Annotated in this window: 9 protein-coding genes; 8 read left to right on the forward strand and 1 reads right to left on the reverse strand. The window is 36.6% G+C overall.

What is annotated here, in order from left to right; all coding sequences use genetic code 11:
* Window positions 1-11 precede the first annotated feature (11 nt).
* The 4 genes from BM157_RS04605 (at window position 12) to BM157_RS04620 (ending at window position 5,537) form a co-directional block, all read left to right on the forward strand.
* Window positions 12-2,312 (forward strand): RelA/SpoT family protein, encoded by a 2,301-nt coding sequence (locus BM157_RS04605; protein ID WP_055306711.1) that lies wholly within the window; start codon window positions 12-14, stop codon window positions 2,310-2,312.
* 87 nt (window positions 2,313-2,399) lie between these two features.
* On the forward strand, window positions 2,400-3,029 hold the full coding sequence (locus BM157_RS04610) for an MBL fold metallo-hydrolase (RefSeq protein ID WP_090140099.1): 630 nt from the start codon (window positions 2,400-2,402) through the stop codon (window positions 3,027-3,029).
* A gap of 14 nt (window positions 3,030-3,043) precedes the next feature.
* Window positions 3,044-4,459, forward strand: coding sequence for a coproporphyrinogen dehydrogenase HemZ (hemZ, locus tag BM157_RS04615; protein ID WP_090140131.1), 1,416 nt, complete (start codon window positions 3,044-3,046; stop codon window positions 4,457-4,459).
* Between the two features lie 151 nt (window positions 4,460-4,610).
* Complete coding sequence (locus BM157_RS04620) at window positions 4,611-5,537, forward strand: NifB/NifX family molybdenum-iron cluster-binding protein (RefSeq protein ID WP_090140101.1); 927 nt, start codon at window positions 4,611-4,613, stop codon at window positions 5,535-5,537.
* A 288-nt stretch (window positions 5,538-5,825) separates the two neighbouring features.
* On the opposite strand, the gene BM157_RS04625 is transcribed toward BM157_RS04620, so the two are convergent.
* A complete protein-coding gene (locus tag BM157_RS04625; RefSeq protein ID WP_055176078.1) occupies window positions 5,826-7,199 on the reverse strand; it encodes an FAD-dependent protein in 1,374 nt (457 codons plus the stop codon).
* A 349-nt stretch (window positions 7,200-7,548) separates the two neighbouring features.
* Here BM157_RS04625 and BM157_RS04630 point away from each other — a divergent pair, with 349 nt between their 5' ends.
* The 4 genes from BM157_RS04630 to BM157_RS04645 all read left to right on the forward strand — a co-directional run bounded on the left by BM157_RS04630 (window position 7,549) and on the right by BM157_RS04645 (window position 13,207).
* Complete coding sequence (locus tag BM157_RS04630) at window positions 7,549-8,901, forward strand: DUF438 domain-containing protein (RefSeq protein ID WP_055176075.1); 1,353 nt, start codon at window positions 7,549-7,551, stop codon at window positions 8,899-8,901.
* Window positions 8,902-9,029: 128 nt separating this feature from the next.
* Window positions 9,030-9,662 (forward strand): HD-GYP domain-containing protein, encoded by a 633-nt coding sequence (locus BM157_RS04635; protein WP_055176072.1) that lies wholly within the window; start codon window positions 9,030-9,032, stop codon window positions 9,660-9,662.
* Window positions 9,663-9,735: 73 nt separating this feature from the next.
* A complete protein-coding gene (gene aspS, locus BM157_RS04640; protein WP_055176069.1) occupies window positions 9,736-11,529 on the forward strand; it encodes an aspartate--tRNA ligase in 1,794 nt (597 codons plus the stop codon).
* Between the two features lie 205 nt (window positions 11,530-11,734).
* Window positions 11,735-13,207 (forward strand): methyl-accepting chemotaxis protein, encoded by a 1,473-nt coding sequence (locus tag BM157_RS04645; RefSeq protein ID WP_090140102.1) that lies wholly within the window; start codon window positions 11,735-11,737, stop codon window positions 13,205-13,207.
* Window positions 13,208-13,611 lie beyond the last annotated feature (404 nt).

Genomic DNA, 13,611 nt, shown 5'->3' on the forward strand with positions numbered 1-13,611 from the left:
GGAGAGATTATATGCCAGAGAATAATATAGAATTAGCAGGCAATACCAATATCAAGACAAGTCAGGTGGACAAGTCGGTTGATACTCCAGCAGATTTTACAAGTCCTGAAGTGCTTTATAATAAGCTTATAGAAACAATCAGGCAGTATCATCCTTCATCAGATTTATCTGATATAGAGAGAGCATATAAAGTGGCTAAGGAGGCACACGAAGGACAGTTTAGAAAGTCTGGAGAGCCATATATTATTCACCCACTGTGTGTTGCCATTATATTAGCAGAGCTTGAACTTGATAAGGAATCTATTATTGCAGGTCTTTTGCACGATGTTGTGGAAGATACAGTTATGACAAGTGAAGATGTTGCTAGGGAATTTGGCGATGAAGTAGCACTTTTGGTAGATGGTGTAACAAAGCTCACACAGCTTAATTACCAGCACGATAAGATTGAGGTTCAGGCTGAGAACTTAAGAAAAATGTTCCTTGCAATGGCAAAGGATATACGAGTTATTATGATAAAGCTTGCCGACAGGCTTCATAATATGCGTACAATGCAGTACCAGTCACCAGCCAAGCAGGTAGAAAAGTCAAGAGAAACTATGGATATATATGCACCTATTGCCCATAGGTTAGGTATATCCAAGATTAAGGTAGAGCTTGATGATTTATCAATGAAGTATCTTATGCCGGATACTTATAATGACCTTGTAAAGCAGGTTGATATTAACAGACCGGGCAGGGAGGCATTTATAAAGAGCATTATCAAAGAAGTAGGCATGCACATTAGCAATGCTGGAATTGAAGCTGAGATAGACGGAAGAGTTAAGCATTTCTTCTCAATATATAGAAAGATGGTTAACCAGAATAAGACACTTGACCAGATATATGATATATTTGCCGTTCGTATAAAGGTTGATACAGTCAAGGATTGTTATGCGGCACTTGGTGTTATTCACGAAATGTATAAGCCAATACCGGGACGTTTTAAAGATTATATAGCAATGCCTAAGCCTAATATGTACCAGTCGCTTCATACAACACTTATTGCTTCTAACGGACAGCCATTCGAGGTACAGATAAGAACTTATGAAATGCACAGAATTGCTGAATATGGTATTGCTGCCCACTGGAAGTATAAAGAAGGCAAGACAGGAGAATCTGATAAGAGTGAGGAAGCTAAGCTTAGCTGGCTAAGACAGATTCTTGAATGGCAGAGAGATATGTCTGATAACAAGGAGTTCTTATCATCAATTAAGAATGACCTTAACCTTTTTTCTGATTCAGTGTACTGTTTCACTCCTACAGGTGATGTTAAGACACTTCCAGCAGGTTCTAATCCAATAGATTTTGCATACAGCATACATAGTGCTGTAGGTAACAAGATGGTTGGTGCAAGGGTCAATGGCAAGCTTGTTAATATTGATTATGAGATTAAGAATGGTGACAGAATTGAGATTATAACATCACAGAATTCCAAAGGACCAAGCCGTGACTGGCTTTCAATGGTTAAGTCAACACAGGCCCGTAACAAGATTAACCAGTGGTTTAAGCAGGAGCTTAAAGAAGACAATATTATAAAGGGCAAGGAACTTATATCTAATTACTGTAAGAGTAAGGGAATTGTTCTTTCTGAGATTAATAAGCCTGAGTTTGTTGAGAAAGCACTAAGAAAATATGGTTACAAAGACTGGAATGCTGTTCTTGCGGCAGTAGGACATGGTGCATTAAAAGAAGGTCAGATTGTCAATAAGCTTAATGAGGAATATCAGAAGACCAAGAAGGCTGAGATAACTGACAAGCAGGTACTTGACAGCATTGTGGCAAGTGAGAGCAAGGAAAAAGAAAAGGAGAAGAAGGGCAAAGGCGGTATTGTTGTAAAAGGAATACATGATGTTGCTGTCCGTTTCTCTAAGTGCTGTAATCCAGTGCCGGGTGATGAGATTGTTGGGTTTGTTACAAGAGGAAGAGGAATATCAATTCACAGAACAGATTGTGTTAATATTCTTAATTTCCCAGCTAATGAAAGAGCAAGGCTTATTGAAGCTGAGTGGGAGCAGACAGAGAATAAAGATGAGAAGTACAGTGCAGAGATTAATATATATGCAGGCAATAGAAAAGGACTTATTGTTGATATTTCACGTCTGTTTACGGAAGCCAATATAGATGTAAGATTTATGAACAGCCGTGTTAATAAGAAACAGCTTGCAACAATCAATCTTGGATTTGTTGTATCTGGTAAGGAAGAGCTTAACAGATTAATTGACAATTTAAGAAAGATTGACGGAGTGACAGATATAGAGAGAGCTACAGGCTGATATTTATAACCGCTGTCGTGCGAAGTTAAGATATTTTATATATTGCTTCGTGCGGCAGCATTTTTGACACAGGGATTGGAGATTATAATGTATAAAATAGATGTAAGAGTATTAGGAATGGTAGGAACGAACTGCTACCTGCTTTGTAATACAGACACTAAAGAATGTGTGCTTATAGACCCTGCGGATAATGCTGGAAAGATAAGTGAGATGATAGAGCAGTCTGGCTGTACGTTAAAGGGAATACTTTTAACACACGGACATTTTGACCATATTATGGCAGCAGATGAAGTGAGGGATAAATATAATGTCAAGGTGTATGCCTCAGCAGAGGAGAAGAATACATTAAGTACACCTCATATTAATCTTGGTGAGGCTTATGGAATGAACCTGTCTGTGAAGGCTGATATATGGCACAATGATGGTGATGTACTTAATCTTGCAGGCTTTGATATTAAGGCAATCCATACACCGGGACATACGGAGGGTGGAACGTGCTATTATATTGAGTCAATCGGCGTGTTATTCTCAGGTGATACACTTTTCTGTGAGTCAGTTGGAAGAACAGATTTCCCTGGTGGAAGTATGAGCGACATTGTGCATTCAATTAAGGACAAGTTAATGGTACTTCCAGATGATACCAAAGTGTATACAGGACACGGCGAGGGAACAAGCATAGGATATGAGAGGGTTCATAACCCGTTTATAGGTGCATAAGAAAGATGGACAATATGATATATATTAAAATTGATAACGATACATTTTATGATGATGCAATAGTTCTTGTGCGTTCATTTTACCCAAGAATGGAGGTAAAGGCATATAAGCAGGATACAGTTGCCACAGAAGCTGATAAAGTGATTGATATAACAGTACCTGATATGACAGGACTTAACAAGAGCGAAATGCACGATAAATTCAAGTCATATTTATATGACAGGCTCAGCCAGATGACAGGAAAGACACTGCCTTGGGGTTATCTTACAGGAGTGCGCCCAAGCAAGATTGCATATGTTATGCTTGAAGATGGCGAAGACGAGCAGACTATAAAGAAGCATTTTGTGAATAAGCATAAGGCGAGTGAGAAGAAAGCCAGCCTTGCAATAAATGTAGCAAAGAAAGAAATGGACATTCTTAATAAGATAGATTATAAGAATGGTTACAGTTTATATATTGGAATACCATTTTGTCCAAGTATATGCCTGTACTGCTCATTTTCATCATATGCACTTGATGCGTATAAGAATTATGTGGACGATTACCTTGATGCACTTATTAAGGAGATGACCTTTGTAGCCAGGACGATGAAAGGCAGAAGACTTGATACGGTGTATTTTGGCGGTGGAACACCAACAACACTTGGTGCGGCACAGCTTGACAGGCTCATAACGGCTTTAGAGGAGCTTTTTGATATTGACGGCTGTCATGAATTTACAGTTGAAGCAGGACGTCCAGACAGCATAACAAGGGATAAGTTAAAGGTGTTAAAGGCACATAATGTTGGAAGAATATCTATTAATCCGCAGACGATGAACCAGCAGACACTTGACCTTATAGGAAGAAAGCACACTGTAGAGCAGATTAAAAGTGTGTATTCTATGGCAAGGGAAGAAGGTTTTAATAATATTAATATGGATATTATTCTTGGCCTTGTTGGTGAAGATGTTGATGAGGTGGCTCATACATTATCAGAGATTGAGGCGATGAAGCCTGAGAGCCTTACAGTACATTCTCTTGCAATAAAGAGAGCGGCGGAACTTAATATATGGAGAGATAAGTATAAGCAGTTATCTACCAAGAATACAGATGAGATAATAAGAATGACAGAGGACACAGCCAAAAGACTGTCAATGGAGCCTTATTATATGTATCGTCAGAAGAATATGGCAGGTAATTTTGAGAATGTCGGTTACTCAGTTGTGGGACTTGAATGTATATATAACATTCTTATTATGGAGGAAAAGCAGACAATAATTGCCTGTGGTGCAGGAGCTTCCAGCAAGGTAGTATTTCATAATGAAGCAGATGATAATCATTCAGTCAGAATTGAGAGAATAGAAAATGTAAAAGACGTTCGTAATTATATTCAAAGAATTGATGAAATGATTGATCGAAAGAAGAAATTCTTTGAGGAAAATAATTTCTAGAAATAATAGTTATTGAAATAACAATTTGAAATGAATTATTATTTGGTAATAAATTCCTTAGGATAGATAGAATTAAATTATATTTAAAGGAATATAGTGTCCTGAAATCAGGATATACGCTTATTATAAAAAATATAGAAATGAGGATAATATGAAGATAGCAGTTGCTTACGAGAATGGAAATGTTTTTGAGCATTTCGGACATTCAAGACAATTTAAGATTTATGAAACAGATGGACAGAACATTGTTAAAGAAGAAGTTATAGAGAGTGAAGGCTCTGGACATTCAGCTATGGCAGGACTTCTTGCAGGTCTTGATATTAATGCTGTTATATGTGGTGGTATCGGTGGTGGTGCTGCCAATGCATTAGGAGAAGCAGGCATAGAAGTATATTCAGGTGTATCAGGCAATGCAGATGAAGCACTAGAGGCATACCTTAATGGAGAATTAATATCAGAGGGTGTTAATTGCAGTCATCATTTACACGAAGAAGAACAGAACTGTGGAGCTGCTGATACAGAAAATGAAAGCTGTGGCTGTGGCTGTGGTTGTGGAAGTGACACAGATGACGGAAGCTGCGGCTGTGGAAGTAATGAAACATCAGGTTGTGGCGGTTGTTCGGGTTGTGGTGGAGGAGCACCTTTATTTGATGGAGCTAATGTAGGCAGGGTGTGCAGAGTACACTATAAAGGAACATTTAACGATGGAACACAGTTCGATTCATCTTATGACAGAGGAGAACCTCTTGAATTCACCTGTGGTGCAGGTATGATGATACTTGGCTTTGATAAGGCTGTAGCTGATATGAATGTAGGAGATATAATAGATGTACATTTAATGCCAGAAGAAGCTTATGGAGAGAAAGACCCAGATGCAATTATCACAGTTCCAATCAGCGAGCTTGCAGGTTCGGAAGAACTTAAGGTTGATGATATGGTATATCTTCAGAATGTATATGGACAGCCATTTCCAGCTAAGGTAACAGCCTTAACAGATAATGACATAACATTTGATGCTAACCACGAGATGGCAGGAAAAGAACTTAACTTTAAGATTGAGCTTGTAGAAGTTAAATAAGACTTGAGTAGATTATTAACTTAATAAAATAGATACTAATAGATATTATGGTAGATTTTAATCATCGAACTAGATAGATTATTAAGAATAAATCTCCCTGTAACTTATATCCGGAAGCAAAGGCTTAGGAAAGATATAAGTTACAGGGAGATTTTATCAGCTTCAAATATTATTATATATAAATGGTTTATTGTTCTAATCTTTACTTGTGAAATGTTTAGAGCTTATTTATTAAAATATATTGACCTATTCTTAATATTAATTATTGAGAATTATTTTAATATGGAATTATTCTTCCTCATCAATTATTCGTCTTGCAACATATACACCACTTGCAGAAGCGTGTGATAATGAATGTGTAACGCCGCTTCCGTCACCGATTATGTAAAGACCTTTGTACTTGGTTTCAAGGTTGTTATCAATCTCAACTTCCATATTGTAGAATTTGACCTCAACACCATATAAAAGAGTGTCGTCATTGGCAGTACCCGGAGCAATCTTATCAAGAGCGTAAATCATCTCTATTATTCCATCAAGTATACGCTTAGGTAGAACAAGGCTTAAATCGCCTGGAGTAGCAGAAAGAGTAGGTCTTACAAGTCCTTCTTCAATTCTTTTATCTGTGCTTCGTCTGCCTCGTATAAGGTCACCGAATCTCTGGACAATTACACCGCCGCCAAGCATATTGGAAAGACGTGCAATACTTTCACCATATCCGTTGCTGTCCTTGAAAGGTTCAGAAAAGTGCTTTGCAACAAGCAGGGCAAAGTTAGTATTTTCAGTCTGTTTATCACTGCCTTCATAGCTGTGTCCATTAACAGTTACAATGCCGTTAGTATTCTCATTAACAACGATACCATTAGGATTCATACAGAAGGTGCGGACTAAATCCTCAAACTTTTCAGTCCTGTATACAATCTTACTTTCGTATAATTCATCTGTAAGATGTGCAAATATAACAGCAGGAAGTTCAACTCTTACGCCGATATCAACACGGTTTGATTTGGTTGGAATATCTAAGTCCTGACAGACTTTTTCAATCCATTTGCTTCCGCTTCTTCCAACTGACACAATACATTTGTTGCAGTCCATATAGGTATCTTTGTAATATATGCGGTAATTATTATCGATTATTTCAATATTAGTAACAGGAGTATTAAAGTAGAAATCAATATGCTCCTTCATTTCATTGTACATATTTTCAAGGACAATATAATTAATATCAGTTCCAAGATGTCTTACAGAAGCATCAAGAAGCTTTAATTTGTTCTGCATACATAAAGTCTTGAATTTAGTACCGGCAGTTGAGTACATATGCGTATCCTCACCGCCGTGGGAAGTATTGATGGTATCAACATATTTCATAAGGCCAATAGCTTCTTCCTTGCCGATATATTCGTAAAGAGTACCACCAAAGTCATTAGTAATGTTGTATTTGCCATCAGAAAATGCTCCGGCACCGCCAAAGCCATTCATAATGGCACAGGTTGGGCATTTGATACAGGATTTGATATTCTTTCCGTCAATTGGACATTTTCTCTTCTCTAAAGTATTACCTTCCTCAAATACGGCAACCTTTAAATCAGGAGCTTTCTTCATAAGCTCATAAGCAGAGAATATTCCGCCCGGACCAGCACCTATAATTATTACATCATATTTCATAAAATATTCACCCCACAATCGTTAATCGTCCTAAGTATTATATTATAAAAGCAGGATTATTAACAAGCAAAACAATTAAGATATGAATATTAACCTTGAAAGTGTTGTAAATACAACATATTAATGCGGAATGAAGATGTTACAATCCAGACATACTAATAATCCACATACAGATAAGTGTAATTGTGGTCTTACAAGATATACAGGTAAGAGTGACTGTAAGCTTACAAGATAATAAAGCAGATTATAATATGATGCACATATAAGCATAACAGCCAGCTTATATATAAAGCTGATAAATTACCAGCAGATAGATTGAAAAATATAATAAAAATAATGGAGGAATTATATGAACAGGACAGAACAGATTAAAGGCTATCTTAAAAGACTTGGTGATGGTGAAAGTCTTGAGAATGTTAAGAAAGATTTTGTTAAGGAATTCAATGATGTCAATCCAATAGAGATTATGGAAGCGGAGCAGGCGTTGATAGCAGAGGGAACACCTATATCAGAGGTTTCAAAGTTGTGTGATGTTCACTCAGCATTATTTCACGGTGCGACTAAGGAAGAAAGAATAGCCAAGGCGGAAAATGAAATATCAGAGATGAAAAAGTACTATGATGACACAATGAAAGGTATGACTAAGAGTGCCATTGCAGATATGCGTAAAGACAGAGAAAGCATTTTTAATAAACTGGCTATGATAAGCGGCCACCCATTAAATACTTTTGTGAAAGAAAATAAGGCAATCCAGCAGGTTATTGATGATATTAAAGAAAATATTACAAGCGGACATATTGATATAAAGGCACTGAAAGAGAAGATATATAAGCTCAGGGAGTTATCTATTCATTATGCCAAGAAAGGGGATTTGTTATATCCGGTGCTTAATGTACGATATAAAATCAGCGGACCTTCGGCGGTTATGTGGACAGTTGATGATGAGATAAGAGATGAGCTGTCAGACATAGCAAAGCAGTTAAATTACATGGACGGTAATAACAGTAGCAAAGCAGACAATAATAACAGTGCGGATAACAATAATGGTAAAAGTCTGGACGGTAAATTAATTGAAAGAATAGAAAATGTTATAAAGAGGGCAGAGGAGATGATATATAAGGAAGATAATATATTGTATCCTAACTGTGCCGCTAATTTTACGGAAGCTGAGTGGATTGGAATATATCACGATTCCAAAGATTATGCCGTGTGCCTTGATACAGTATCAGACAGATGGGAGAAAGCAGAAGAAGTAGAAAATGTGTATAAACCTGAAGTGTCAGAACAATCTGATAAGAAAGAAGATGTTCAGAATGAGTTATATATGGCAGGCGGACATATGACACTTTCGCAGCTTGAGGCACTGCTTAATGCAATACCAATGGAGATAACATTTGTTGATGAAGATAATATCAACAGATATTTTAATGAAGGGTCAAAGGTATTTAAAAGACCTGTTATGGCAATTGACAGGGAGGTATTCTCGTGCCACCCACCAAAGATTGAGGCAAAGGTCAGAAGAATTATAGAAGAATTCAGGATAGGAACACTTGATGAAGTATCTGTCTGGATGGATAAACAAGGAAGGACTATGCTTGTTAAATATATTGCGGTAAGGGACAAGCAGGGAAATTATGTTGGAACTCTTGAGGCGGTTCAGGATATGGAATTTGCTAAAGAACATTTTGCAAAGCTTAAATAAACGTGTATACAAGGTTTCTCTTTAAATATAGCCGATAAGGACATTGACATTTCTTTCACATAAAAATATAATATAATATTGTCTGAATGGAATTGATTCAGCATTAAGTATATTGATATGGTAGAATTATGAAGAATAACAATAATGAACTCATTGATTATATGATTAATGATTTTAAAAGTGGAATTAAGCACGGAGTGCTTGTTGCCAATCTGACATATGAGCTTGCACAGATGTGTGGTTTGTCTAAAGATGAGGCATACGAATTAAAGATTGCTGCGATGGTTCACGATGTTGGAAAGTTAAAGCTTTCAGAATATCTGTATGGAAGAACCGATGAGGCACTTCCGGAAGATGAGAAGCAGTATATGAGTATGCACTCAAAGATAAGCCATGATCTATTGAAAAAATACGATTATTCAGATAATATAATGGATGTCGTTCTTTCACATCATGAATGTTTTGATGGAAGCGGATATCCTAATGGGCTTGTTGGTGAGCAGATACCATTAGGAGCAAGAATATTAAAGGTTGCAGATGAATTTGCGGCACTTATATCAGACAGACCATATAGGAAAGCATTTGATATAGACACTGCTGTTACAATTATGATAGATGAGATTAAGAATATGGATATCAGAGTATTCCTTTTATTCCAGAGGCTTATTCACGAAGATTCGACTATAGAATTGATTAATAATAGCAGATTAGATATTGATGATTTGGATATAAGTGATATACTAAAAATCAGTCAGGATTAGGAGTAACCTAATTATGCCTTAGGGCAAATAAAACAGGCTGTTAATACAGCTAAGAAGAATGAGGTAATTAACTATGGCAGAGTCAATGGTTGGCTTAAAGAGAACACACAGATGCACAGAAGTTTCAAGTGCAGATATTGGCAGTACAGTTACAGTTATGGGCTGGGTTGCTAAAAGACGTAATCTTGGTTCACTTATATTTGTGGATTTAAGAGACAGAAGCGGTCTTTTACAGATTCTTTTTGATGAGAATATTATCGGCAAAGAAGGATTTGACAAGGCATATACATTAAGAAATGAATTCGTAATAGCTGTAGTAGGTAAGGTTATTAAGAGAAGTGGAGCAGTTAATGACAATCTTAAGACCGGTGATATTGAGATTGCGGCTGAATCATTAAGAATACTTTCTGAGTCAGAGACACCTCCATTTCCAATTGAGGATAATATTAATACTAAAGAAGATATAAGACTTAAATATAGATGCCTTGATCTTAGACGTCCTGATATTCAGTCTAATATCATTATGAGAAGCAAGGTTGCCACTCTTACAAGAGCATTTCTTGCTAATGAAGGTTTCCTTGAAATAGAGACACCTATGCTTACTAAGTCAACTCCGGAAGGAGCAAGAGATTATCTTGTGCCAAGCAGGGTTCATCCAGGAAAATTCTATGCACTTCCACAGTCACCACAGCTCTTTAAGCAGATGCTTATGTGCTCTGGATATGACAGATATATGCAGATTGCAAGATGTTTCAGAGATGAAGATTTAAGAGCTGACAGACAGCCGGAATTCACTCAGATAGATATGGAATTGTCATTTGTTGACGTTGATGATGTAATTGATGTTAATGAAAGACTTTTAGCATATCTTTTCAAAGAGGTATTAGATATTGATGTACAGCTTCCAATCCAGCGTATGACATGGCAGGAAGCTATGGATAGATTTGGTTCTGATAAGCCAGATTTAAGATTTGGTATGGAACTTAAGAATGTTACAGACATAGTAAAGAACTGTGGTTTCGGCGTATTTACAGGGGCTATCGAGAATGGTGGAACTGTAAGAGGTATTAATGCCAATGGACAGGGAAGTATGCCTCGTAAGAAGATTGATGCACTTGTCGACTTTGCAAAGGGATATGGTGCAAAGGGTCTTGCTTATATAGCTATTCACGAAGATGGTTCACTTAAGTCTTCATTCTCTAAGTTTATGACTGAGGATGAGATGAACGCACTTGTTGAGGCTATGGAAGGTAAGCCGGGTGACCTTCTTTTATTTGCTGCTGACCGCAATAAGATTGTATGGAATGTACTTGGAGCATTAAGAGTTGAACTTGCTGGACAGATGGGACTTCTTGATAAGAATGATTATAAGTTCCTCTGGGTAACAGAATTCCCACAGTTTGAGTGGTCAGATGAAGAAGAGAGATTCGTAGCTATGCATCATCCATTTACTATGCCTATGGATGAGGATCTTGATAAGCTTGAGTCAGACCCAGGTTCAGTACGTGCCAAGGCTTATGATATTGTACTTAACGGTACAGAGATAGGTGGTGGTTCAGTAAGAATCCATCAGGCTGATGTACAGTCAAGAATGTTTAAGGCACTTGGTCTTACAGATGAAGTTGCTAATGAGAAGTTTGGTTTCTTACTTGATGCGTTCAAGTACGGAGTACCACCACACGCTGGTCTTGCATATGGTCTTGACAGACTTGTTATGCTTATGGCTAAGAGAGATTCAATAAGAGATGTTATTGCATTTCCTAAGGTAAAGGATGCTTCCTGCCTTCTTACTAATGCACCAGATGTAGTAGATGCAAAACAGCTTGAAGACTTATCTATCAGAATTACAGAGTCAGAACAGGAATAATATTTTAAGAGCATTTGAAAGTATTTAATGGATATTTTCAAATGCTTTTTTTAACTATATTTTTAGACAATACTTTGTGAAATCTGGATGAAAATAATGGCTTTATCAGCTTTTTTTTAGCAAAAATATTGCATTTGAATAATCATGGGTATATACTTTTTTTATAAATCTTTGCAAAACTATAACAAAAGACTGGAGAAAAATTATGACAGAGAATCAGTATATAAGGGCAAACAGGACTGTTTTATTTACAGTTATCATAGTATTTGGTTATATTGCGCTGACCCTGATGGCAGCATTAGGAGTGGGTGACGGACATAACAAAGGAAAGATTTTAATACAGTTTGTTGTGGCACTTGCTGTAATTATTGTATCAGTAGCTGCTTATATTTTAAGGAAGAAGACCAGAGTGTGTGAATTAACGATTGCGGTATCAATGGCATTTGGATATGTTGTTCTTATACTGCTTAATTCAACTGATGGTGTATGGACATATGTACTTCCTTTGATTATGGCTTCGATGGTATATCTTAATGAAAAACTAATATTGTGGGCTGATGGCGTTGCGATAGCTGGTAATGTCATAAGACTTATTATGGATTATAATATGTATAATGGAGTGGCTATGGCAAGCAGGGTTCTTGCTATATTAGTATTGGTTATTGTTACATGTATATCTCTTAGTGTAACAAAGCTGCTTAAGCAGTTTTTTGCAGAGAATATGAATAAGATAGAGGCAGCAGCAGTTATACAGAAAGAGAATAACGAGAAGATGGTTGCTGTAGCTGATAATATAACCAGACATTTCGGACAGGCTATGGATATGCTTGATGAGTTAGAAAAGAGCATAGATATAAACCACAATTCAATGAAAGATATAGCAGAAAGCACAGAAAGCACAGCAGAAGCTATACAAAGACAGGCCACTATGTGTGCAGAGATTCAAGAAAACACTGATATTGCTGAAAAAGAGATAAGCGAGATGGTTGAGGCTTCACACAGAACAGATGAGACTGTTAATGATAGTAAGGCTATAGTAGTTGAACTTAAGGAACAGGCACAGAATGTACATGATGCAAGCAATATAATCGTAGATGTGATTAACAGTCTTACAGAAAAGGTTGATGATGTACAGGGATTTATTGGTTCTATCGTAGAGATTTCAAGCCAGACTAACCTTCTTGCATTAAATGCTTCAATAGAAGCAGCAAGAGCAGGAGAAGCCGGAAAGGGTTTCGCAGTAGTAGCCGAAGAGATAAGACAGCTCTCAGAACAGACTAAGAATGCATCTTCAAGCATAACAGATATAATCAATAATCTTTATGAAGATACGAAGAAAGCTAATGAGAGCATAAAAGCGTCAGTTGAGTCAGTTAATAAGCAGAATGAACTTATTGATAATACAAGAGTGACTTTTGAGGACGTAGGAAAAACAGTTGATAATCTTATGAACAATATACATTCTGCAGAGCAGAGCATTAACAAGATACTGGATTCAACTTCTGTTATTTCTGATAATATTTCACATTTATCAGCAACAGGAGAAGAGGTAGCAGCTGCTTCAACTGAAGGCCTAAAAGTATCTGACACAACAGTTGAAAATATGAAGAACTGTAAGAATATATTACATAACATATATCTTCTTGCAGAGGATTTAAAGAGTTCAGTAGATAACTAAATGGATTGTAAGAGATTAAGCAGATTACAATGTATTGCAAGACTAGCAGTTGATTATTATAAGTTGTAATTAATAATATAATCAGGATGGTTTTGCAGGGTTATTAATATTTATAAGACAACAGTATGTTTATTATAAGGAGTGCAAATGACATTTTATGTCTGCATTATTTATAAAAGACAGCTGTTGTTTTTTTATGTAATAGGGAATTTCGATAGAATTTCCTATACATAAAAGGTGCTATGTGCCGATGATGCACACTTGCACGAAGATGTAGGTTGTCGCAAGCGACAGTGCTTAGTGTGAGAAGGTGCTTCATATATTTTATTTATATAGGAATATTTTATGCTTGACTTGAAGTTAACTCTAAATGCTATTATCAAAATGTAGAGTTAATAATCAGG

The organism is [Lactobacillus] rogosae (assembly GCA_900112995.1).
Classification (GTDB): domain Bacteria; phylum Bacillota; class Clostridia; order Lachnospirales; family Lachnospiraceae; genus Lachnospira; species Lachnospira rogosae.

Coding starts and splice junctions, on each gene's coding strand:
- hemZ (WP_090140131.1), top strand. CDS start 3,044: ATGATATATATTAAAATTGATAACGATACATTTTATGATGATGCAATA.
- BM157_RS04620 (WP_090140101.1), top strand. CDS start 4,611: ATGAAGATAGCAGTTGCTTACGAGAATGGAAATGTTTTTGAGCATTTC.
- aspS (WP_055176069.1), top strand. CDS start 9,736: ATGGCAGAGTCAATGGTTGGCTTAAAGAGAACACACAGATGCACAGAA.
- BM157_RS04635 (WP_055176072.1), top strand. CDS start 9,030: ATGAAGAATAACAATAATGAACTCATTGATTATATGATTAATGATTTT.
- BM157_RS04645 (WP_090140102.1), top strand. CDS start 11,735: ATGACAGAGAATCAGTATATAAGGGCAAACAGGACTGTTTTATTTACA.
- BM157_RS04630 (WP_055176075.1), top strand. CDS start 7,549: ATGAACAGGACAGAACAGATTAAAGGCTATCTTAAAAGACTTGGTGAT.
- BM157_RS04625 (WP_055176078.1), bottom strand. CDS start 7,199: ATGAAATATGATGTAATAATTATAGGTGCTGGTCCGGGCGGAATATTC.
- BM157_RS04610 (WP_090140099.1), top strand. CDS start 2,400: ATGTATAAAATAGATGTAAGAGTATTAGGAATGGTAGGAACGAACTGC.
- BM157_RS04605 (WP_055306711.1), top strand. CDS start 12: ATGCCAGAGAATAATATAGAATTAGCAGGCAATACCAATATCAAGACA.